Origin of the sequence: Microbacterium mitrae, from assembly GCF_008017445.1 — a bacterium.
Lineage (GTDB): Bacteria > Actinomycetota > Actinomycetes > Actinomycetales > Microbacteriaceae > Microbacterium > Microbacterium mitrae.
Map to the genome: position 1 here is coordinate 672,933 of NZ_VRSW01000001.1, position 22,267 is coordinate 695,199.

General features: G+C 63.4%; 24 protein-coding genes and 1 tRNA gene. 5 read left to right on the plus strand and 20 right to left on the minus strand.

Annotated elements, in window-relative coordinates:
- Positions 1-281: 281 nt before the first annotated feature.
- Both FVP60_RS03245 and FVP60_RS03250 read right to left on the minus strand, forming a co-directional pair.
- Entirely contained in the window at positions 282-1,400 is a 1,119-nt protein-coding gene (locus tag FVP60_RS03245) for an aminotransferase class V-fold PLP-dependent enzyme (RefSeq protein WP_147824812.1), read from the minus strand.
- Between the two features lie 37 nt (positions 1,401-1,437).
- The gene (locus FVP60_RS03250) at positions 1,438-2,229 is read right to left on the minus strand and encodes an isoprenyl transferase (RefSeq protein WP_147824813.1); all 792 of its coding nucleotides are present in this window, start codon (positions 2,227-2,229) and stop codon (positions 1,438-1,440) included.
- A 32-nt stretch (positions 2,230-2,261) separates the two neighbouring features.
- Between FVP60_RS03250 and trhA the strand changes: the two genes are divergently transcribed.
- Positions 2,262-3,023 (plus strand): PAQR family membrane homeostasis protein TrhA, encoded by a 762-nt coding sequence (gene trhA, locus FVP60_RS03255; protein ID WP_147824814.1) that lies wholly within the window; start codon positions 2,262-2,264, stop codon positions 3,021-3,023.
- 51 nt (positions 3,024-3,074) lie between these two features.
- On the opposite strand, the gene FVP60_RS03260 is transcribed toward trhA, so the two are convergent.
- Positions 3,075-3,365, minus strand: a complete 291-nt coding sequence (locus tag FVP60_RS03260) for a hypothetical protein (protein WP_147824815.1) — start codon at positions 3,363-3,365, stop codon at positions 3,075-3,077.
- 65 nt (positions 3,366-3,430) lie between these two features.
- Between FVP60_RS03260 and FVP60_RS03265 the strand changes: the two genes are divergently transcribed.
- Complete coding sequence (locus FVP60_RS03265; RefSeq protein ID WP_147824816.1) at positions 3,431-3,823, plus strand: DUF4307 domain-containing protein; 393 nt, start codon at positions 3,431-3,433, stop codon at positions 3,821-3,823.
- A 79-nt stretch (positions 3,824-3,902) separates the two neighbouring features.
- Positions 3,903-4,394 (plus strand): transcription elongation factor GreA, encoded by a 492-nt coding sequence (greA, locus tag FVP60_RS03270; protein WP_147824817.1) that lies wholly within the window; start codon positions 3,903-3,905, stop codon positions 4,392-4,394.
- A 62-nt stretch (positions 4,395-4,456) separates the two neighbouring features.
- On the opposite strand, the gene ilvA is transcribed toward greA, so the two are convergent.
- The gene (gene ilvA, locus FVP60_RS03275; RefSeq protein ID WP_147824818.1) at positions 4,457-5,686 is read right to left on the minus strand and encodes a threonine ammonia-lyase; all 1,230 of its coding nucleotides are present in this window, start codon (positions 5,684-5,686) and stop codon (positions 4,457-4,459) included.
- Positions 5,683-6,858 carry an AI-2E family transporter gene (locus FVP60_RS03280; RefSeq protein ID WP_147824819.1) on the minus strand — a complete coding sequence of 392 codons (1,176 nt, stop codon included), beginning with the start codon at positions 6,856-6,858 and terminating at the stop codon, positions 5,683-5,685. Before FVP60_RS03280 ends, ilvA begins: the two co-directional genes overlap by 4 nt.
- 44 nt (positions 6,859-6,902) lie before the next feature.
- Between FVP60_RS03280 and FVP60_RS03285 the strand changes: the two genes are divergently transcribed.
- The gene (locus FVP60_RS03285) at positions 6,903-8,129 is read left to right on the plus strand and encodes a winged helix-turn-helix domain-containing protein (protein ID WP_246132439.1); all 1,227 of its coding nucleotides are present in this window, start codon (positions 6,903-6,905) and stop codon (positions 8,127-8,129) included.
- 59 nt (positions 8,130-8,188) lie between these two features.
- On the opposite strand, the gene FVP60_RS03290 is transcribed toward FVP60_RS03285, so the two are convergent.
- The 14 genes from FVP60_RS03290 to FVP60_RS03355 all read right to left on the minus strand — a co-directional run bounded on the left by FVP60_RS03290 (position 8,189) and on the right by FVP60_RS03355 (position 20,381).
- Positions 8,189-8,758: a LemA family protein gene (locus FVP60_RS03290; RefSeq protein ID WP_147824821.1), complete on the minus strand. Its 570-nt coding sequence runs from the start codon at positions 8,756-8,758 to the stop codon at positions 8,189-8,191.
- An 83-nt stretch (positions 8,759-8,841) separates the two neighbouring features.
- A complete protein-coding gene (locus FVP60_RS03295; protein WP_147824822.1) occupies positions 8,842-10,155 on the minus strand; it encodes a D-arabinono-1,4-lactone oxidase in 1,314 nt (437 codons plus the stop codon).
- Positions 10,152-11,366 carry an alanine racemase gene (locus tag FVP60_RS03300; protein WP_147825488.1) on the minus strand — a complete coding sequence of 405 codons (1,215 nt, stop codon included), beginning with the start codon at positions 11,364-11,366 and terminating at the stop codon, positions 10,152-10,154. The genes FVP60_RS03295 and FVP60_RS03300 overlap by 4 nt, the downstream gene beginning before the upstream one ends.
- Positions 11,367-11,518: 152 nt before the next feature.
- Complete coding sequence (locus FVP60_RS03305) at positions 11,519-12,094, minus strand: hypothetical protein (protein WP_147824823.1); 576 nt, start codon at positions 12,092-12,094, stop codon at positions 11,519-11,521.
- Between the two features lie 85 nt (positions 12,095-12,179).
- Positions 12,180-12,794 (minus strand): rhomboid family intramembrane serine protease, encoded by a 615-nt coding sequence (locus tag FVP60_RS03310; RefSeq protein ID WP_147824824.1) that lies wholly within the window; start codon positions 12,792-12,794, stop codon positions 12,180-12,182.
- Between the two features lie 65 nt (positions 12,795-12,859).
- A tRNA-Leu gene (locus tag FVP60_RS03315) sits at positions 12,860-12,932 on the minus strand.
- A gap of 74 nt (positions 12,933-13,006) precedes the next feature.
- Positions 13,007-14,434 carry an NAD(P)/FAD-dependent oxidoreductase gene (locus FVP60_RS03320; RefSeq protein ID WP_147824825.1) on the minus strand — a complete coding sequence of 476 codons (1,428 nt, stop codon included), beginning with the start codon at positions 14,432-14,434 and terminating at the stop codon, positions 13,007-13,009.
- Entirely contained in the window at positions 14,427-15,791 is a 1,365-nt protein-coding gene (locus FVP60_RS03325; RefSeq protein ID WP_246132440.1) for a S8 family serine peptidase, read from the minus strand. Before FVP60_RS03325 ends, FVP60_RS03320 begins: the two co-directional genes overlap by 8 nt.
- Positions 15,788-16,306 (minus strand): DUF501 domain-containing protein, encoded by a 519-nt coding sequence (locus tag FVP60_RS03330; RefSeq protein ID WP_147824826.1) that lies wholly within the window; start codon positions 16,304-16,306, stop codon positions 15,788-15,790. The genes FVP60_RS03325 and FVP60_RS03330 overlap by 4 nt, the downstream gene beginning before the upstream one ends.
- Positions 16,307-16,322: 16 nt before the next feature.
- Positions 16,323-16,895, minus strand: a complete 573-nt coding sequence (locus FVP60_RS03335) for an FtsB family cell division protein (protein WP_147824827.1) — start codon at positions 16,893-16,895, stop codon at positions 16,323-16,325.
- A gap of 48 nt (positions 16,896-16,943) precedes the next feature.
- Positions 16,944-18,224, minus strand: coding sequence for a phosphopyruvate hydratase (gene eno / locus FVP60_RS03340; protein WP_147824828.1), 1,281 nt, complete (start codon positions 18,222-18,224; stop codon positions 16,944-16,946).
- A gap of 99 nt (positions 18,225-18,323) precedes the next feature.
- A complete protein-coding gene (locus FVP60_RS03345) occupies positions 18,324-18,989 on the minus strand; it encodes an O-methyltransferase (protein WP_246132441.1) in 666 nt (221 codons plus the stop codon).
- 31 nt (positions 18,990-19,020) lie between these two features.
- Positions 19,021-20,034, minus strand: coding sequence for a DUF1648 domain-containing protein (locus FVP60_RS03350; protein ID WP_147824830.1), 1,014 nt, complete (start codon positions 20,032-20,034; stop codon positions 19,021-19,023).
- On the minus strand, positions 20,031-20,381 hold the full coding sequence (locus FVP60_RS03355) for a GntR family transcriptional regulator (RefSeq protein WP_147824831.1): 351 nt from the start codon (positions 20,379-20,381) through the stop codon (positions 20,031-20,033). The genes FVP60_RS03350 and FVP60_RS03355 overlap by 4 nt, the downstream gene beginning before the upstream one ends.
- 103 nt (positions 20,382-20,484) lie before the next feature.
- Between FVP60_RS03355 and FVP60_RS03360 the strand changes: the two genes are divergently transcribed.
- Complete coding sequence (locus FVP60_RS03360) at positions 20,485-20,958, plus strand: DUF4442 domain-containing protein (RefSeq protein ID WP_147824832.1); 474 nt, start codon at positions 20,485-20,487, stop codon at positions 20,956-20,958.
- Here the strand turns inward: FVP60_RS03360 and hisS are convergent.
- Positions 20,955-22,205, minus strand: a complete 1,251-nt coding sequence (gene hisS / locus FVP60_RS03365; protein ID WP_222705899.1) for a histidine--tRNA ligase — start codon at positions 22,203-22,205, stop codon at positions 20,955-20,957. The two genes, FVP60_RS03360 and hisS, sit on opposite strands and share 4 nt — an antisense overlap.
- Positions 22,206-22,267 lie beyond the last annotated feature (62 nt).

Below are 22,267 nucleotides of genomic sequence, written 5' to 3' on the forward strand. Positions count from 1 at the left end.
AATCATCCGTCGCGTTGTACGTCTGCCGGTTGGTGCCTTGCCGCGTTTGTGTACTCACAGTCGACTCCGACCCGGGGAGAACCCCAGCTCTCAAAGTCGGCGTCGGTGCGGCAGGTGCCGCCTCTCAGCCGACCCGAATAGGCGCTTTGCCTATTGAGATGAAAGTATGCGGGTCCCGTGACAAAAGCGTGCGTACGCGTCAGCGTGTCGATGACATCTTTGTGAACAACGGGTGTCGCGAACCTGGGCGGCCGTGCGTGACGGCGAAGTGGTCGATGCGACTACATCGCGTGCTGCGCGAAGCCGGCAACGGCATCTTCGAACATGCGCATGGTGTCGTCGTCCGTTCCGGCGTGCACCGCAACCCGCACGGTTCCGGAGCGCGTCGTGGTGACCAGACCCGCGTTAGTCAACGAAGCACCCAGCATCGCGGCGCCGTCGTTTCGCGGAGCCAACGCCACGATGCCGCCGCGCTGAGCAGCCCCTCGCGGGGTGACGACATCGATCGCGAACCGGTCGGCGATCGCAATGACCTCCGCCGTGCGACGCGCAAGCTCCGCTTCGATGGTTCCGACTCCCACCGCGCGAATCTCTTGCAGCGATGAGACGAGACGAGCACACGCAAGGTGATCGGGCGGAGAAATTTGGAAGGCGGCCGCGGTGTCGGCCGGCTTACCGATCGCGTCAAAGACAAGCCCGCCGAGGCCTGCGGGGCCAGAAAGCACCGGGTCAAGGCGCTCACGCGCCTGATCCGAGAACGACGCCCAACCGGCACCGCGACCTGCGCGCAACCACTTGTATCCGTTACCCGTCACCACATCGGCGGCCGCGTAGTCCGCCTCGACAACGCCAAAGCCCTGCACCGCGTCAACGATCAGCAGTCGGTCCTCGCCGATCACGTCTCGCAAGGCGCCGAGATCCGCGCGGTACCCGGTGCGGAAGTCAATCAGGCTCACCACGACGGCCGTCGTTTCTGGCGTGAGCGCCTCGGCGACCGCCTCCGGCGTCATCATGTTCTCCGGCGGGGTGATCAACTGGGCCGTGATGCACCCAAATGCGTCTGCGGCACGGGCAATCGGAATCGTGACGCTGGGCCATTCGGCCATCGACGCCATCACGGCACCGGAACGCACGCCAAGAATAGCCTGTTGCAGGCCGTGTGAGGTCGACGGCTGGTGCGTCATCCAGGAAAGCGGAACATCGAGCAGCTGCGAGAGGAGGTCAACCGCCTCGTTGGCGTGTTCGTTGACCAGGCCGATGCCCGATTGCCTGCCGGAAGCGTAGAGGTCTGCATCAATGTGCACCTCATCGACGACGCTTGTCGACAGCGGGCCAAAGGCCGCCCAGTTTAGGTAACCGGGCTCAATCGCAAATGTCGCGCGAAACTCATCGATACTCACTTAGCCATTCTGGCACGCCACCGTGCGGCGAGAGTCGTTAGCCGCCAAACCGACGATCGCGACTGGCGTAATCACGAATCGCTCGCAAGAAATCGACTTCGCGCAAATCTGGCCCGAGTGCCTCAACGAAATAGAACTCGCTGTGGGCGCTCTGCCACAGCAAAAAGTCGCTGAGGCGTTGCTCTCCCGACGTGCGAATCACCAGATCCGGGTCGGCCTGGCCGGTGGTGTAGAGGTGCTGGCCGATGATCTCTGGCGTCAGGCTCTCCGCCAACTCTGCAATGGTTCCGCCATTGGCATCGTGCTGCGCGAGAATCGAACGCACCGCGTCGACAATCTCGTTTCGGCCGCCGTAGCCCACCGCCAGGTTGACGTGCAGGCCGGTGTGGTCTTTGGTGCGCTCGGTGGCATCGCTCAGCACCCGCGCAAGATCCGGCGGCAACAGGTCGGTTCTGCCGACCGTCTGTACCCGCCAATTGCCCTCACGCGACAGCGCCTCGGCAAGTTCCGCGATGATATCGATGAGATCGGCGAGCTCATTCGAATCGCGCTTTCGCAGGTTGTCTGCCGAGAGCAGGTAGAGCGAGACGACGTCGATGCCGAGCTCGTCACACCATCCGAGAAACTCACGCATCTTCGCGGCGCCGGCGCGATGGCCGTGCGCGGGGGTCGCGTAACCGAGTTGTTTGGCCCAGCGGCGGTTGCCGTCAATCATCATCGCGACATGGTGAGGCACGTGAAGTTGCGCCAACTGACGACGCAATCGCGCCGTGTAGAGGCGATACAGCGGACCTGCACCACTGCCGTTCTGTCCGAAGGTCACCTTCATACGCTACCCCTCGTTGCGGCCATGTGCCGCACATGGCATACGCAAGGCCGTACCCTCAGAGAGTGACCAATGAGCAGAACCTGTCTCCCCTCCCGCAGCTACCCCTGCTCGAAGATGCGACCGTCAATCACACCGCCGAAGTCAAGCCGACGTGGCGCGGTTGGATACACGCTGGCACCTTTCCCGTCACGATTGCCGCCGGCATCGTTCTCATCGCGCTGGCAGACGGCCCCGGAGCGAAGTGGGCAAGCGCCGTCTTCATGGTCAGCTCGATGCTGTTGTTTGGCAATTCGGCGCTGTATCACCGCTTTAACTGGAGCCCCAAGGTCAAGGCGGTCTTCAAGCGCATCGACCACGCCAACATCATGTTGCTGATCGCCGGAACCTACACGCCGATCGCGATGCTGGCGCTGCCCCCCGAGAAGGGTGCGTTGCTGCTCGGATTGGTGTGGGGTGGCGCGATCGCCGGCATCTTGTTCCGCGTGTTCTGGATCAACGCCCCGCGCTGGCTGTACGTTGCGATCTACCTCGCGCTGGGATGGGCCGCCATGATGTACATCGTCGATCTGGTCAACGCGAACGTCGCAATGATGGTGCTGGTGTGCGTCGGTGGCCTGCTTTACACCGGTGGCGCCATCGTCTACGCCCTCAAGAAGCCGAACCCGTGGCCCGGCCACTTCGGGTTCCACGAGATTTTCCACGTGTGCACCGTGCTGGCGTTCCTGTGCCACTGGACGGCATGTCTGCTGATTGCCATGCACCCGCTCACGCCGTCGTTGGGCGTTCCGGCCTAACAGTCGTCACAGACGAACGCCGCGCTGCCGGGCTAAACCGGCGGTGCGGCGTTATTTGCGTGGTTCGTCGGAGTCGTTCGCGTCTGCATTGTCGGCGTCGGTATCGGTTGCACGTACCGCTGCCGCCGCTTCTTGCTCGGCGTCGAGCTCGGCGCGTACTTCGTCGCGGTACCGGGTGCGACGAATCCGGCGCTGCATGTCCCAGATCAGCAGAATCACAAAGACCACGACCAGCGCGATCGCGGCGAATCCGACCGGACCAGGCGTTACCAGGTCGGGGTCAATCGTCGGGGTCGGCGTGGGAACCGGCGTCGCTTGCGACAGCCAGGAGTACAGCAGCATCGAATCCTCTTTTCGGGCAACAACGCGTAGCCTGGTATCAAGCCTAATCTCTGAACAGGACTCGCATGACCTCCCCCGAACTCGACGACCGTTACGGCCGCACGGCCTCCCCGATGGCAAAACGGTTGCGATGGGGCGTGGTGGGCCTTGTCGCCGTGGTGTTCTTCGGTTACATCGGCTGGACGACCGTCGTGTCAAACATGAATGCGGTCTCGGTCGATGACCTCGGCTATGAGGTCGTCGATGAAAACACCACGCAGGTGCACTTTCAGTTCACGGCACCCGAGGGGCGCAACGTGGTCTGCGCCATCGAAGCGCTCGACGAAGAGTTCGGCGCCGTCGGCTACCGCCTCGTCGAGTACCCCGCCGGCGAGCAGCGCGGCCAGAAGCACTCAGAAACGGTCAGAACGGTCGGCGAAGCCACGACGGGTTTTGTCAGCGGCTGTTGGGTTGCCTAAGATAGCGGCAACGAATAACGCCCGGGCTTTCGGCCGGGCGTTGTTGCTTATCTCCCCTCCGCCATGGAAGGAGCCAGTCATGGCTGAAGAAAAATCGGTCACCTTTTTGACCCAGGAAGCGTACGACCGTCTTGCGGCCGAGCTTGAAGAGATCTCGACCGTCGGTCGCGTCGAGATCGCGAAGAAGATTGAGGCTGCCCGCGAAGAGGGCGACCTCAAGGAGAACGGTGGCTACCACGCCGCCAAAGACGAGCAGGGCAAGCAGGAGGCGCGCATTCGGCAGCTGGAGGCGCTGCTGAAGAGCGCCACGGTTGGCGAGGCTCCGGCAAGCCGTGGCGTGGTGGAACCCGGAACCGTTGTGACCGCGCTGATCGCTGGAGATGAAGAAGTCTTCTTGCTTGGCAGCCGCGAGATCGGCGCCAATAGCTCACTGGATGTCTACAGCGAGGCTAGCCCCCTGGGCGCTGCCATCATGGGACTCAAGGAGGGCGAAGAGACGTCATTTGAAACGCCGAATGGCAAGACGATCTCGGTCTCCGTCGTCAAGGTTGACACCTACACCGGGCAGTAGCCCTCAGCACAATGCCGTGATCCCCGCACGATCTGTGGTGCGGGGATCACGGCTTTGTTGCGTCAGTCGTCAATGAGAATCGGTTCGTATCCGTCTTCTCGCAGAGCCTCGAGGGTTACCTGCTGGTGTTCGTGACCGCGAGTCTCGACAGAGATCTGAATCATGACCTCGTTGATCTGCATGCCTTGACCGTGTCGAGTGTGCATGACTTCGACCACGTTGGCGCCGGCGTTAGCGATGATCTCGGAGATCCGAACCAGCTGGCCGGGGCGGTCAGGCAACGGAATGCGAATGGTCATGTACCTGCCAGACGCCGCCAAGCCGTGCGCGACGATGCGCTGCAGCAATAGCGGGTCAATGTTGCCACCAGACAACACCGTCACGGTCTTGCCCGTCGACCGAATCTTGCCGGCAAGGATAGCGGCGACGCCAACGGCACCCGCTGGTTCCACCACCACCTTCGCGCGCTCGAGCAGCACCAGCAACGCGCGGGCGATGTCATCGTCGGTGACCGTTACGACCTCGTCAACGAGGTCTTTGATGATGTCAAACGGCACATCTCCCGGGCGGGCAACGTTGATGCCGTCGGCGATGGTGGGTTTGGTTTGCACCGCCACCGGCTCGCCGGCGATAAGCGACTGCGGGTAGGGCGAGGCGTTCTCCGCCTGTACGCCAATGATGCGAATTGTGCGCCCCGCGACGGCCGCGCGCTGCTTGAGCGCGGACGCCACACCGGCGATCAAGCCGCCGCCGCCAATACCCATGATGACGGTGTCAACGTCGGGCAGGTCATCGAAAATCTCAAGGCCAAGGGTTGCCTGACCGGTGACGACGTCGATGTGGTCGTAAGGGTGAATCAACACCGCACCGGTGCGCTCGGCAAACTCCGCCGCCAATCGCAACGGGGTCTCCACCGTGTCTCCCTGTAGCACGACCTCCGCGCCGTATCCACGCGTGGAGAGAAGCTTCGGAACCGGAACGCCCAGCGGCATGAAGATGGTGGCCGCAACGCCCAGCTCACGCGCGGCAAGCGCGACACCCTGTGCGTGGTTGCCTGCCGATGCCGCGACGACGCCGCGAGCGCGCTCTTCCGGTGTCAGGCGCGACAGTCGATACGTCGCCCCACGCACCTTGAACGAACCGGTCTTTTGCAGGTTCTCCATCTTGAGGTAGACGGGCGCGCCCAGCACATCGCTGAGGTATTGCGACGGTTCGAGAGGCGTGTGCCCAATATGGGGGGCCAGACTCTCTGCCGCGTGCTCGATGTCGGACAGCTCAGGTCCGTGACTCATCGGGCCCGCCTTTCTCTCGGTACGGTTTTCCAGATCAAATCATCGTGATTCACGGTGCCTTCACGCCAGGATCCGCTTGCCAGCGATACGGCGACAACGTTGGCGAATGCGGCGAGCGGAACCGCGAACAGCGCGCCGGGGATGCCAGCGATCATGGCGCCGCCTGCGACGGCGAGCACCACGGCCAGCGGGTGCACCTTGACGGCGGCGCCCATCAGCAGCGGTTGCAGCAGGTGACTCTCGATCTGCTGCACGGCAAGTACGCCGACGAGCATCCACAGCGCAATCAGCGGGCCGTTATACACCAGCGCGAGGAACACCGCGAGAGCGCCCGTGACGACGGCACCAATGAAGGGCACGAAAGATCCGAGGAACACCAGCACCGCGACCGGAACGGCCATGGGAACTCCCAGCCCGAAGGCCACGGCACCAATACCGATCGCGTCGATCGTTGCGACCAGCAACTGGGTGCGCGCGTAGTTTCGTACCGTCTTCCATCCGGCGCGAGCCGAAGCGTCAACGGCGGGGCGTGCGGTGCGCGGAAACAGTCGGAGCGTCCACCGCCAAATGCCGGCACCATCAGCCAGCAGGCAGATCAAGATGAACAGGACCAACAGCGCGCCGGTGGCGATGTGCCCGACGGTGGAGCCAACGGCCAACACGCCCTGAATGAGAGCCTGCGCTTGTTCTTGCAGCAGCTTGAATCCCTCGGCAAACCACGCGTTGAAGTCGTCAGCGCTGATCTGCAGCGGACTCTCCGCTAGATACTGCTGTAGCGCCTGAATGCCTTCAACGGTTCGGGCGCGAACTTCGGGCAGTTGGCGTGAAATCTGCCAGATGGCGAGCCACATGAGCCCCGAAATAATGGCGATCGTGCTGACCATGACGATGATGATCGAAAGCCAGCGCGGCACGCGGTGCCCGTTGAGCCAGTCAAAGAAGGGCGCAACCAGTGCACTGATCAAGAGCGCAACCAACAGCGGGATAACGAGCAGCTTGAGCTGGATGATGAGGAAAACAACGCCGGCAACGGCGAGCCCTACCACCAGCAATCGCCATGAGTACGCCGTCGCAACCTGCAGCCCGTGCGGAACGGGCGCGGAACCCTCCCCCGCTTGTGGCCGGGCGCGCACGGCATCCCAAAATCGGGAGTTGCGCCGTTCGTCAGCCATTTACACAGTCTAGGACTGTCGGTGGGTCGCATTACGCTGGGGTCGTGGTCGATTCTCTCTCCCGTCGTCAGGCCCAGCGCATCACCCTCGCCGCCCAAGGGTTCGGTCGCCGCCGCCCGCCGACGCCGACGGCAAAACACCTCCATGCGGTGATGCGCGATATCGGCGTCTTGCAGATCGATAGCGTCAATGTCTTTGCGCGCAGCCACTACATGCCGATGTTCTCCCGCGTCGGCGCGTACGATCCGGCGCTATTAGACGCCGCCATGTTTGGCGAGGGTGGCGACTATGTGGAGTACTGGGCTCACGTCGCGACCCTGGTTCCGGTATCCGACTGGAACCTGTGGAACTTTCGCATGGTGGCCAATCGCGAAAAGTACGGCGAGCACGCTGGTGGCTGGGTCTCGGAAAACGCCGCAACCATGCAGTGGGTGCGCGAGGAGCTTGCCGCCCGTGGGCCGCTGCGTCCCGCGGAGATCGAAGACGACGCCCACCAGGGCGCGCGAGGCCCGTGGTGGGACTGGAACCGCGTGAAGCAGGCGTTGGAGTACATGTTTTTGTTTGGCGAGGTGGCCGTCGCCGGGCGCCGCGGCTTTGAGCGCCGGTATGGCCTCGCCGAGCAGGTGATACCGGCGGCGCATCGTGACTCTCCCCTGCCACGCACCGATGCCATTCGCGAGTTGATGAGCCGGGCGCTCGCCTCGTACGGTGTCGCCACCACGGCCGATCTCGCCGACTACTACCGCATTACGATCGCTGACGCGTCCAGCGCGCTCGCCGACCTGCGTGACGCCGGCATCGCCATCCCCACCGAAGTTGAGGGGTGGAGCCGCAATAACAAACCGTTGCCGGCCTGGCGGCACCGCGACGCGGTCGCGGCGCGCGCCATTCCCCGCGCCGCCCTGCTCACGCCCTTTGATCCGCTGGTGTGGTTCCGCGATCGGGCAGCACGGCTGTACGACTTCGACTACCGCATTGAGATTTACACGCCAGCCGCCAAGCGAAAGTTCGGGTACTACTCGCTACCCGTCTTAGCCGATGGCGACGTCGTGGGGCGCGTTGACCTCAAGGCTGATCGCGCCCGCTCCACCCTGCTCGTTCAGTCGGCGTGGTGGGAGGCAGACGCGGCGGCAAAACATGCCGAGGCCGTCGCCGATGAGCTGCGTCTCGCGGCACGCTGGCAGGGCCTGGAATCGATCAGCGTGTCATCCTGGGGCACGGCTACCGCCGACCTGCACGCGGCGCTTCCTGGCGCCGCACGGCACGCGTGACACCGCCGATAGATACGAGTTCGGCCCGGCGCTCATGCACCGGGCCGAAATCAAAGACTCTAGAACTGAACGCGTGGCGGCTCTGAGATAGCCGCACCGTCAAGAACTTCAAAGAACTCGCGCTCCGTGAAGCCCAGGCTTCGAGCGAACAGGTTGTTCGGGAACACCTTGATCTTCGTGTTCAGCTCACGCACGCCACCGTTGTAGAAGCGACGCGAGGCCTGAATCTTGTCTTCGGTGTCAACGATTGCCTCCTGCAACTGCAGGTAGTTCTGGCTCGCCTGCAGGGCAGGATACGCCTCGGCAACCGCGAACAGGCTCTTCAGAGCGCGCTCCATGTGGCCTTCGGCAACACCGGCAGTGGCCGGCGACGTTGCCGACAGCGTCTCAGCGCGAGCGCGGGTTACGTTCTCGAAGACCGCCTTTTCGTGCGCGGCATAGCCCTTGACCGTCTCGATCAGGTTTGGAATGAGATCGGCGCGACGCTTGAGTTGCACCGTGATGTCGCTCCAGGCCTCATCGACGCGCACGTTCAACGCGACGAGGGCGTTGTACGTCGCCCACAGGTAGATTGCACCGATAACCACGATCGCCACGACGATCAGCACCGGGATTAGCCATTCCCACATTGTTGTGAGCCCCCTTCTTTCGCTTCACATCCTATCGGCGCGGCTCGCACTGTCGAAGTGTGCGCCGACGACTCTCAGGGAGTTCACGCCCCCAGCACGCGGTCAAGGTAGGCGTTGCGAAAGAGCCGCTCCGGATCCATTTCGTTGCGCAGGGCAACGAAGTCATCGAATCGCGGGTAGCGCTCTCGCAGTTCGTCGGCACCGAGGGTGTGCATCTTGCCCCAGTGCGGACGCCCGCCGTATTGCGTCATGATCTCCTCGACGGCGCGGAAGTACTCGCTGGGGTCCTCGCGCCAGTAGCGATGCACGGCAATGTACGCGGTCTCCCGCCCGTGCGCGGTAGAGAGCATGAGATCGTCGGCGGCGGCAAAGCGCACCTCGACCGGGAACGAAATGTTCCACCGCTTGCGCTTGATAACGGCTCGCAATTCGTCAAATGCCGCCGCTACGTTGTTCGCCGGGATGGCGTACTCCATCTCCCGAAACCGCACCGTGCGCGATTGGGTCAGCACGCGGGCGGAATGATCGGTGTACTCGCGTGAGCCGGTGAGCTGGGTGGCGATGCGAGAAACGTGCGGGACCACGGCGGGCACGACACGTCCGAGCGCGCACGTGACGCGGAAGACGCCGTTGGCGAGCAGAGTCTCATCGAGCCATTTGGATACGGCGGGCAGCGGGTGGCGCTTCTCGCTCTCGGGCAGCCGGGTGTCTTCCTTCGTGAGTGCATACGTGGTTCCGGGAAACCAGTAGAACTCAAAATGGTCAACGCCCGCGGTGCGCTCGTGAAGGGTGGCGATGACCTCGTCAATCGGCTCGCGGCGTTCTACCGCGTGCAGCAAGAATGCGGGCACACACTGCACGGTCACGTCGACCAGAATCCCCAGCGCCCCGAGGCCCAGGGCTATCGCGGGCAACAGCTCCGGCGAGTGGTCTTCATCGATGGTGCGAAATTCGCCATCGGCCGTCACGATGGTTGCGCCAACGATCTGGGTGGAAATTCCGCCGAACCGAGAACCGGTGCCGTGCGTTCCGGTCGAAATCGCGCCGCTGATGGACTGTCTGTCGATATCGCCCAGATTTTGCATCGCCAGCCCGTAGGGCGAAAGCAACGCCGGAATCTGATGCAACTTGGTTCCGGCTTTCAGCGTGACGCGGCTTCGCGCCTCGTCGACGCTGACGAGGCCGGTGAGATCGATCAGATCAAGCAGCACGCCCGGCGCGACCGCGATCCCCGTGAACGAGTGACCGGAACCAACGGCCTTGATGGCCATGCCACGGTGCTTGGCTGCAACGACCGCTCGCTGCACGGCCTCCGCCGACCGCGGAAACTCCGTGCGTTGCGGGCGAACGCTGGCCGATCGAGCCCAGTTCTGCCAGTTGCCACCTGGTCGTGTCACAAGAATGCCTTTCCTTCTCCGCGATACGTCGGAATCTCATCGACCACCGCACCGTTCTCAACGACATGAAACGATGCGACGCGTTCCGATCCTTCGCCACTTTTTGCGTGACGCATCCACACGCGATCCCCCACCCGAAGGGTGCGGGCGGTGCGTCCGCGCAGCGGCGTCTGCACCTCGCCTGCGCCCTCGCGACTCAGTGTGCGTAGTCCCGTTGGCCAGGCCGCGCGGGGCTGACGGGATGCCGCGGGTGGGCCGGAGGCAATCCAGCCACCGCCGAGAATGGTGGCGATGTCGGTGGTGGGCTTTCGCACGACGTCGAAGGCGAATGCCGACGCGGGCGCCGGGTCAAAGCCCTGATAGTCGTCAAAGAGCGTGCCGGCGAGAAACCCGCTGCCAGCGGTGAGCTCCGTCACTGCGTTGTCGGCGGCGGTGTATTCCAGCGATCCGGTGCCACCACCGTTGACAAACTCGAGGTCAGCGATGCCACGCACCCTGGCCACAATGTCGCCGCGACGCTCGACAAGTTCGGTGCCCGACTGACGCTTCATCCACCGCATCAGGCCGTCTTGGCGACCACTGGCATCCGTCTGCCCGGCAATTTGCGCCTCGTACATCATCACTCCGACGAGCGCGAAGCCCGGCCGGCTGGCAACGCGGGCAGCAAACGCCGCGACGTCAGCCGCTGAATACAATGGCGAGCGTCGAACACCAACATGACCGAGCGCCGGTGCGCGCCACGACGCATCCGCGTCGATGGCCACTCGAATGGTGGGGCGCGTCTGTGGCGGCGCAATGGCGTCAATCAAGTCGAGTTGCGCGGCATCATCGATCATCAGCGTGATGCGCGATGCTGCCCGCTCGTCTGCGAGCAACCGCCCAAGCGCCGCGCGATCCGTGGTTGGGTACCCCATCACGATGTCATCGTGGGTGCCTGCCAGCCACAACGCTTCGGCGAGGGTGAATGCCAAAATTCCGCGGTATCCCGGGAGGGCGAGCACGGCGTCGAGCACGGCGCGAACCCGAATGGACTTACTCGCCACGCGGATCGGCACACCGCGCGCGCGCACCAACATGTCACGGGCGTTATACGCCAGCGCATCCTGCGCAATCACGGCAACGGGAGCCGAAAGGGCCGCAGTGGCAGAGGTCAGCGCCGGCCACCATGCCTGGGGAGAACGCCACCCCTGCGCCGCCGCCGACGTCGTCATCAGGTCAAGCACGTCGCCAGCCTAGGGCAGGAGGGGCCGTTTTGCCGGATTGCACATCATGCTCACACGATGAGTGGCGCAACCCTCCCCCGGTGTGGAGCGCGCCGGAACCATTCGCCGCGTTCGCTGCGCCTGGTTCCGTTGCTGCGCGGCTAGGGCGTGACGCCGCAAAGCGTCATCAAAGACATCAGCGAGGTGTTGAGATCTTCGGCCGCGGCCTGCATCTTCGGGCCGAGCTGGGTAACCTTCTCCAACGCGACCGGATCGTTGGCCCACGACGCGGGGTTACTCATATCGGGAAGGTCTTGAAAAACGGTGGAAAACGCACCCATGTCGTCAGCAACGGCCTGCAATGCCGTCTTGACCTCGGGGTGAGAGGCGATGCTTGCGGCGTTTTGCAGGGCCTCGGCCTGAAGCGCGACCGCCTCCTTGACGCTTTCGGTGTCGGTCAGCCCGTTTTGCAGCGCGCTCCCCAGCTCGGCGCTTGCGCTTGACATCGACTCCGAAATGTCTTGGCAGGCGGCCGAAAGTACGCCTTCGCCAGAAGCCTCGGATGTGGTCTCGTCCGTCGAGGAGTCGGTCGACAACGCCGACGCACTCGTGTCTGGTTGACTCTCGCTCGTGGCGGTCGGGCCCGTTGGGCCAACGCCTCCGGTGCATCCGGCCAGCATCAGCGCAAGTGCGAGCGCGGCGCTGGCCAATAGGCCCGATTTCGTTTGCAAGCGCATGCGATGTCTCCCTCTGCTCACGGCGATACTCGCCATTGATTGAGTTTACGTCGATGATGAGGCATCGAAAATGGGGCGCGGCGCACTATGCGGGCGTTGCCGCTGCGCGCTCTGCGGCCGAGCGACGCCCAAGAATCACGGCGGCAATGACACCGCCGATGGCACCGCACAGGTGTCCTTGCCATGAGACGCCGGAACCGGTCGGCAAGACTCCCCAAATCAGGTAGCCATACACCGCCGCAATCACGATTCCAATCGCGATCTCACTGAGCTTTCTGGCGAAGATGCCGCGCAGCACGAGAAAGGCAACCCACCCGAAAATGAGGGACGATGCGCCCACGTGGTTGGTGTTCAGGCCGCCGATAAGCCAGGTACCGATGCCAGCCGCCACCCAGATAATCGCCGTCGCTTCCAGCCACCTCTTGGTTCCGGAGCTTGCCACGATCACACAGGTCAGCACAAAAGCAGGAACCGTGTTGGAGATGAGGTGTGCCCAGTCATCGTGCAGCACGGGGGCAAAAACGATTCCCCACAGCCCATCGAATGTCCAGGGACGAACGCCGTTGTCGTCGAGGCGCTGGTTCATGATCGAATCGAGGATTTCGATCGCCCAGAGGAGCGCGACGAATCCTGCGCCCCACAGGGCTGCCGTCACAAAACGTGAGCGTGGCTTATCGACCGGGCGAGGCTCAAGGGTCATGGCGAAATCGTACGCGAAGAGTTCGAAGAACAGATGTGCGGGTCAGGAACGCCGCAGCGGTTGGGTGCCCCCAGTGGGACTCGAACCCACACTTGAACGATTTTAAGTCGTCTGCCTCTGCCATTGGGCTATGAGGGCGTGTTTCTAGACTAGCCAAAACGGCGAAGACGCGACGAAGGCGGGTGCACAAGCACCCGCCTTCGTGAACGGCTTTACTTTGCGGCTACGGGTGCCTTTTCGGCAACCTCGTCCGCAGCCTTCTCGGCGACCGGTTCGGCAGCCTTCTCAGCGGCCTTCGGCGCCGGAGCCTCGGCGGCAGCCGGGCGCGGCTTTGACGCAAACTCTTCGAAGAATGCGCGCGGGGTCTGCACGGCCTCGAGCGACACGATGTCGCGGCCAAGCCACAGGTTGTTCCACCAGCCCCACAGCACGCGGAACTTGCGCTCCCACGACGGCATTGCCAGGCCGTGGTAGCCGCGGTGCGCGATCCACGCCAGGAAGCCCTTGAGTGCGAGCTTTCCGGACTGGAACACGCCGTTGTACAGACCAAGGCCCGCAACAGCGCCGAGGTTCTTGTGGAAGTAATTGACCGGCTCTTCGCCGCGGAGCACGGCAACCAGGTTCTTGGCGAGGCGCTTGGCCTGACGCACGGCGTGCTGAGCGTTGGGCACGCAGAAGCCGCCGACGCCACCGCCAGAAAGGTCGGGAACAGCCGAGATGTCACCGGCGGTCCATGCGCCCTCAACAATCTGTTCACCATCGACAACGCGCAGCGTTGCGTCAGCGGTGATGCGGCCGCGCGGATCAGCGGGCAGCCCCGAGCTCTTGACGACCTTCGGGTTTGCCATCACGCCTGCGGTCCAGATGATGAGGTCAGACGGAATGACCTCACCCGTGGAGAGGCCAACGTTGCCGTCGGTCGCATCGACAACCTGCGTGTCGAGGTGCACATTGGCGCCACGCTTTGCGAGGTCCTTGAGCACCCATTCGCTGGTGGGAAGCGACACCTCGGGCATGATGCGACCCATCGCCTCGATGAGGTGGAAGTGCGTGTCTTCAAACTTCAGCTGCGGGTAGTTCTTCAGCAGGGCCGAGGCCAGCGAGCGAAGCTCAGCGAACGTCTCGATACCGGCGAAGCCACCGCCGACCACAACAACCGTGAGCAGACGGTCACGCTCGGGCCCTGCGGGGAGCGTCGCAGCCTTGTCGAAGTTGTTCATCAGGCGGTCGCGAACGGCAACAGCCTCTTCGATGGCCTTCATGCCGATCGCGTTCTCCGCAATACCCGGAATCGGGAAGGTGCGAGAAACCGAACCTGCGGTCACGACGATCTGGTCATACGCCAGCTCGTGCGGCTCGCCAACGGGCGGGGTGATGGTTGCCGTCTTGTTGGCGTGATCGACGTTCGTCACCTTGGCGTTGATGACCGTCGTCTTCTTCAGGTGACGACGGTGCGAGACAACAGCGTGACGGGCTTCGATGGAACCAGCGGCAACCTCGGGCAGGAAGGGCAGGTAGGTCATGTAGGGCAGCGGGTCAACCATGATGACCTCGGCCTCACCCTTGCGAAGGTGCTTTTCCAGCTTCCACGCGGTGTAGAAACCGGCGTAGCCACCACCGACGATAAGAATCTTAGGCACGGAAAGATACTTCCTTTGAGTGATCATTACTCGACGTGCGCGACTCGCGCGCCGAACGGATGCTTCGGGCAGCAGCAGTGACGCCGAGCACTAATAGAATACCAGGCAATGTCACAGCAATGAGCGGAATTGACCCGTTGCGGATGGATTCTAAGGAAGGCATCAACGGGTTGGTCTTCGGCGCCTGCGCTTCGACCGGCGGCAATTCTGGAATTTGCACGGGTGATACCTCACCCTGCTGTTGTGGGGGCGGTGGCGCATCGGCACGCCGATAAATCCGCACCCACTCGGCCAATGAGCCCATCGGGTTTGCGTCAACATGGCTGACATCGGTCGCCGTCACAGCGGCATTCGCATCAATCAGGCCGTAGCCGTACAGCGGCGACGGCGTTGGTGCTCCCGCCACCGGCGTCGCCGTTTCAATAAGTCGCTGGATGACGTTAGCGGCGTCCAGATCCGGGTGAGCGGAGCGCACCAACGCGGCAACGCCGGCCACAATCGGTGCCGCACCGCTGGTTCCGTCCCACGTCACGACGCTGCCATCAGGTGCGATACCCAGTAGCTTCTCGCTGGGCGCCGCGACGCCGATCGTGATGCCCTGGGTTGACGCTCCCAGGCTTGCCTTGCCCGTGGGGTCAACTCCCGCCACGGTCAGCACGCCGGGAATGGTTGCCGGCGCCCCCACGACCGCGGTGCCACTACCGCGGTTTCCGGCGGCAACGATCACGACAACGTCGTTGTCGAAGGCGTACTGAAACGCCTCGTCCCAGCTTTCATCCCACGACAGTTGGTTGGTCGTGAGGGAGAGATTGATGATGTCGGCGCCCTCATCGACCGCCCACACGATCGCGTCGGCCAACTGTTCGACAAACGGAACCGTGGCGCTGGAACCAAAACCGACGGAGATGGCGAGAATGTCGGCTTCGGGCGCGACGCCGACCATTCCCGTTCCGGGTGAGGTCTCGCGCGCCGCGAGCAGCGAGGCCACGTACGAGCCATGATTGGCGTCTTTCACGCCCACCGGGGATCGACCGTCTTCACTGCCGGCGCCGGAAAAATCGGTTCCGCCGATGACGGCGGGATCAAGCGCTGAGGTGTGGGCAACGCCGGTGTCAATGACGGCAACGGTGACGCCTTTGCCCTTCGTGGTCTTCCACGCTTCGGTGATGCCATAGGCATCAAGCCAGTATTGGCCTGCCCGCACCGGATCGGTTGGCGTCGGTGATGGCGCGACGGTTGAGGAGTCGGTTGGGGTTGGGGTGGGGTCTTCGGCGAGTTCGACGGCGGTGGCCGGAGCGCTCAGCGACAGCATCACGGCGAAGAATCCCGCGATGGCAATCGTGAGCGCACGCCTCATGCCGCTCGCCCCGGTTCGTCGCAGATGCAGACCTCGGGCGACCAGTCTGCGGCGGCCAACGCAAAATCGCCGATGGGGTTGACGCCGGGGCCGGCGGCTAGCGCGTGACCGGCGAGTGCGTGCAGGCACTTCACTCGGGTGGGCATGCCACCGGCAGAAATGCCGTCAATCTCCTCGACGTCACCGAACTGCGCACGGTCGGCGAGATACGCCTCGTGTGCGCGCTGGTAGGCGGCGCGCACCTCGTCGTCCGTTTCGAGCAGAGCGGTGTATTCGGCCATCAGACCAGAGGCTTCCAGGCGGCTCATCGAGGCCGTCGCGCCCGGGTGGCTCATGTAGTAGAACGTGGGAAACGGTGTGCCGTCGTCGAGGCGCGGTTGGGTTGAAACCACGGTTGGGTTGCCACAAATGCAGCGAGCAGAAATGCCGACAACGCCGCGCACGGGGCGGCCGAGCTGCGAGCTCAAGACGTCAAGATCGACCTGGCGAACAGGTTCAAAGGGGGGCACAGTCACCCCTCCAGGCTACCCGTCAGGGCGTCGGTGAATCTGTTGGTTCGCCGGGTTCGGGTGTAATTGCCGCGTCTTCTGTGGGCACGACTGACTGGGCAAGACCCGATTCGGTCACTGAACGCAGCGCCTTCGTCATCCAGTCAACGTTGGTCTTTTGCACCTGGTCGCTGACCGGGCCGCGACCGATGGGCAACAGCGCCTCGTCGAGATCGTTGTCGACCAGGTAGACGACCTCGCCGGGCTTGACGTAGTACAGGCGTTCACGAGCCTGGGAGGCGATGTAGTTTGCGTCTGTCCAGCGGTCGCGTTCTGCCTCTAGGCGATCCACCTCGATCTGCGAAACCGCAACTGCCTCCTGCAGGGAGGCGATGCGCTGGCGCTGCTCAAGGTAGGTGCTGATGCTCGGAACCAGCACGAAGACCGCGAGAACGACGAGGCCCAGCATGATTGCCATGAAGCCGGAGAACCGGATGCCGCCGAGCCAGTCGCGAACGTCGACGCGCTTGGTTCCGGTCGTGCCTCGGTAGCCGCTGGAGGTATCAGCGCGCGCTGGCGTGGATACGCGAGAGGGGAAATCCGGGCGACGTGGCATGGATTTCCCCTCTCGATGTTTCAGCGTTTTTTGCGCGTTGCGCTCGGCTTATGCCGAGAAGCGCGGGAAGGCCGAACGCCCGGCGAATACAGCGCCCTCGCCCAGCTCTTCTTCAATACGCAGAAGCTGATTGTATTTTGCGACGCGGTCGCTGCGGGCAGGCGCACCGGACTTGATCTGACCTGCGTTGGTCGCAACGGCGAGGTCAGCGATCGTGGTGTCTTCGGTCTCACCCGAGCGGTGCGAGAGCATCGCGGTGTATCCCGAGCGCTGCGCCAGGCTGACGGCATCCAGCGTCTCGGTGAGGGTACCGATCTGGTTGACCTTTACCAGCAGCGAGTTGCCGACACCCTTCTTGATGCCGTCGGCAAGGCGCTGCGGGTTGGTGACGAACAGGTCATCGCCCACGAGCTGTACCTTTGCGCCGAGCGTGTCGGTAAGAGCCTTCCAGCCCTCCCAGTCATCCTCGGCCAGGCCATCTTCAATCGAGACCAGCGGGTAGTCGTTGACCAGCTGCGCGTAGTACTCGATGAGTTCATCAGCGGAGAGCTTCTTGCCTTCGAACGAGTACGCGCCATCGGCGTAGAACTCCGTCGAGGCGACATCCAAACCAACGGCAATGTCGACGCCCGGCTTGAAGCCAGCCTTCTCGATTGCCGCCATCAGGAAGTCCAGTGCGCCACGGTTGCTGGGCAGGTCGGGGGCAAAGCCACCCTCGTCGCCGAGACCGGTTGCGTAGCCGCCAGCCTTCAGCTCGTTCTTGAGCACGTGGTAGGTCTCGGTGCCCCATCGCAGGGCGTCCGAGTACGTCTCGGCGCCGAGCGGAACCAAGAAGAACTCCTGCATGTCAACACCGGTGTCTGCGTGTGCGCCACCGTTGATGACGTTGAGCAGCGGAACCGGCAGAACGTGAGCGTTGGGGCCACCGATGTAGCGGAACAGCGGCAGGTCAGCTGCATCTGCTGCTGCCTTCGCGACCGCGAGGCTAACACCGAGAATGGCGTTGGCTCCGACGCGACCCTTGTTGCTGGTTCCGTCGGTCTCCTTCAGCACCTCGTCGATGACGCGCTGTTCGCTGGCCTCGAACCCCTCGATGGCCGGGCCGAGCTCGTCGATGACGGCGTCAACGGCCTTGAGCACGCCCTTGCCGCCGTAGCGAGCCTTGTCGCCATCGCGCAGCTCGTACGCTTCGAAAGCGCCGGTCGATGCGCCAGACGGAACAGCGGCGCGCTGCACGATGCCGTCATCGAGCAGAACCTCCACCTCAACGGTCGGGTTGCCGCGCGAGTCAAGAATCTCGCGAGCGCCTACAGCCTCAATCAATGCCACAAGAACTCCTTGTTCGTGGAAAAGGGATAGTGGAGCGACGATGGTCCGTGGCCAGTCTAACCAGCGACGCCGTGCCGGGTGATGCAATATTGCGGGGCGTCACACGATGACGGCGATTGCGGTGCCGTCCCATCCCTTAAGCCCGACGGTCTGAAACGCGGTGGCGTCAAAGCGGGCGTCGCTTCCCAGCATGTCGAGCGCGGCGCGGGTTCCGATGACCATCGAGTCGGTGCTGTCGGCGTTGACGATCTCGCCCTCGCGCCCAATATTGTCAACGATCACCACGGTTCCGCTTCTACCCAGCCGCGCCGCATAGTCCAGATAGAGGGTGTTGGATTCTTTGTCGGCGTCGATGAAGACGAAATCGTACGGCTCGGCGTCAACGAGGGTCGGCAGTACGTCTGCGCCGCGGCCAATCTTGATCTCTACCCGCTCTGCGACGTCGGCACGATCGAGGTTTTCTTGCGCGATGGCGGCGATGTGTGGCTCTGCCTCAATCGTGGTGATGTGGCCATCGGGCCCCACCGCGCGGGCCATCCAGATCGTCGAGTACGCACCCAGGGTCCCAATTTCAAGCACGCGTCGGGCGCCGCTGATGCGAACCAGCAGGTGCAAAAGCTTGCCACTGAGCGGCGATACTTCGATGTCGGGCAGTGCGGCGTCGCGCTGTCGAGCAAGCGCGTGCTCCAGGCCGTCGTCATGGCCGACGAGCGTTTCGGCAAGGTAGGCATCGGCGGCTTCGAAGGCGTGGGGAGTGAGGTTCACTCCCCCAGATAACCGCCGCGGCTCGCAAGCGTCAAGAGGCGGCGCGGTCACGCAACCCGAGGAGCAACTCTGCCGCACGCACCGCATCGTTCACGGTGACGGTCAGTTTCTTGCCATTGGTGCGAACGATCTGAAGCGCCTCACCACTGCGCATGATGATGCCCACACCGTTTCCTGGCATGACGCGCAGACCCCAGCCGCCGAAGTCAGCCATCGCGCTCACGGTGAGCGCTTTTGCATCTGCCACCTCATCCAATGCGATATGAAATCGCGGAAAGCCAACGATGCTCCGTGCGGTGAATCCGGTGGCATCAATGCGCACGCGGAACACAAACATGGTCGCCACGAGTACCAGCATGAAGGCCACCAGCAGCCACATCACCCATGCGGTGCTTTGTCCGACGGTCGTCATGATGATCGCCATGACCAGCACCAGACCGACGCCGAAAATCATCAGCGCGAGTCCGGCGCCGCGAACACTTATGGTCTGCATCCACGCCGCGCGGGTTCCTGCCGGAATCGTGCGCGCTGTAACCGCAATGGCGTCTTCGGCACTCACAACCAGCGCAGGTTGTGCAAACCACGCGACAATCGCGTAGCCGATGCCAATGCCCACGCCGATGAGCAAGAAGACGCCAACGTCGGGCGCCTGGGTGGCATCGGTGAGACCGCGCTGCGATTGGACCGAGAGCGTCAGACCAATCGCGAGCATCAACACGGTGCCCGAAACGAAGGGGGCCAGCAGCCGCGGAGCCACGCTCCAGCGGCCGCGATGTGCCATGGCGAGCACGGGAAGAGCCGTGAGCAGGAGCATTCCGATGCCCAGCAGACCGGTCAGCAGCGGATACGTCCACCGCGGGCCGAAGCCATCCGGTCCGTTGGTTCCGAAATGAATGGCTGCGGGGTTGGGAAGATCGCGCAACCACAGCAGCTGCAGGGCGACGGCCACGAGGGTAATCAGGCCGGGAACCCATAGCCCGACGATCAGAAAGCGACGGCGAGCACGGGCGATGAGCGCCGCCGAGCTGGTGTTTGTGGTTGTCATTTCGCTGCCTCTTTTACGAGTGAAGTAAGAGTTTCTGCTGACAGGCCGAGGGCCTTCGATCTGGCGACCAGGGCGGCGATATCGCCCGCCAGTTCGCCGAGCGGCTCGGCCGCGGGAGTGAGGATCGCGCCTCGTCCGCGGCGCATTTCAATCAGGCCCTCATCGCGCAGATCTTGATACGCGTGAAGAACCGTGTGCAGGTTCATTCCCAGCGCCGCCGCGACCTCACGCGCGGGCGGCAACTTGTCGCCGGGAAGCAGAGCCCCCGACGCAGCTTCGGCCCGCACCGCGCTAGCGACCTGCGCGAACAGGGGTTCGTCGCTCAGCGGGTTGACGGTGATGAACATGAAATAATTCTATATCAACTAGAACAACTGGCAAGCCTGCGCTCGTTGTGATTGTTCTACAACTCGATTTGCGCAATCCTCACACCCGTTCCACACTGTCCGCATGCGAATCACTCCCCGCCGCCTCGCCATTGGCATGAGCCTGTGGGCTCCCAACTTCTTCTCCGGCATTCGGGTGCGTGAGTTCTCCGACGACTGGACGCGTGCGGTCGTCACGCTTCGCGTCAACCTCATCACTCGCAACTACGTGAAAACCGCTTTCGGTGGTTCCATGTCGGCGATGACCGACCCGTACTTCTTCATGCTGCTGATGCACCAGCTCGGATCGGACTACGTGGTGTGGGACACCCGTGGTGAGATTGAGTTCATCAAGCCGGGGCGCGGAACCTTGACCGCAGTTTTTGAGGTGAGTCGCGAACGCGCGGAGCAGGTGCGTGAACACGCCCGCGGCGGCAAGAAGATGCTGGAGTGGTTTGAGACGGTCATCACCGATGAAGACGGCGATGTGGTCGCCAAGGTGCGCCGCGAGGTGTACGTGCGTGAAAAGAAGCGCGTCACCGCGGCGCAGGGCAACTAGCCCAGCTGCTTGAGCTCTAACGTCTCGCGAGTCGTGTCGGCGGCGACCGTTGCGAAGGCGCCGTACCCATCAGCCTGAGCACGATTGAGTAGGCCGTTGAGGTTCTTGGTGCGCTGTTCGATGCGCACGCGCATGCCCTCGCGCACCAGTTCAGCCTTCAACGCGATGAGGCGTGCCACGTCAACGTTCTTGTCGTGTACCAAAACGACGGCTGGCGCCGAATCTGCCTCGTTGTTTTCGAGCAGGTCAACGATGCGTTCGAAACCGATGGAGAAGCCGACGGCTGGCACGTCCTGACCGAGGAAGCGACCGATCATGCCGTCGTAGCGGCCACCGCCGCCCAGCGAATAGTTCACGCTCGGGTGAGCGAGCTCAAAGATGGTTCCGGTGTAGTACCCCATGCCGCGCACCAGGAAGGGATCAAACACGAGGGGGGCCTCGCCCCGCGCCGCCGTCACCACCTCGCCGATGCCCGCGAGGTGCGCGATCACGTCATCGGGCATGCCAGCCGGCAGCGCCTTGCGGATCTGGTCTTCACCAAAGGGTCGGAACTCGAGGGTCTGCGGGCGCTGCATAAAGGTCTCGAAGGCATCAACGGCGCTGGCCGTCACACCGCGCTCACGAAGTTCGGCGACCACGCCATCGGCACCCACCTTGTCGAGCTTGTCGATCGTGATCAACACGCCGGGGCGCTCCTCCGGGGTGAAGCCGAAGACGTCAAGCATCGCGTCGAGCGCGCGACGGTCGTTGATGCGCACGCTCGCACCGTCGAGCCCGAAGGCATCAACGGTGTCGAGCGTTGCAACGATCAGCTCCGCCTCAGCCCGCGCCGACGCATCGCCAATAATGTCGATGTCGCACTGCACAAACTGGCGGTAGCGACCCTTCTGCGGGCGCTCAGCGCGCCACACCGGCGCCATCTGGATGGAGCGAAAAACCGTGGGCAGGTCACCACGGTTGGTGGCGTAAAAGCGGGCGAGCGGAACCGTCAGATCGAACCGCAGCCCGAGGTCTGCCAGCGCAGACACATCGCCGGCAGCGGCGACAAAGTCGTTGGCATCGAGCCCACGCTTGAGGATCGAGAACGATAGCTTCTCGTTGTCTCCTCCCATGCCGGAGTGCAGACGCGCGTAATCCTCGACAACGGGGGTCTCGATCTCGTCGAACCCGTGCGCACGGTACCGGTCACGGATCACGGCGAGCACGCGCTCGCGACGCGCCTTCTCAGCCGGAAGGAAGTCACGCATGCCACGGGGAGGGTTCACATTTGCCACCCCACTATCTTTCCATCATTGGCGGGGTTGGCCGA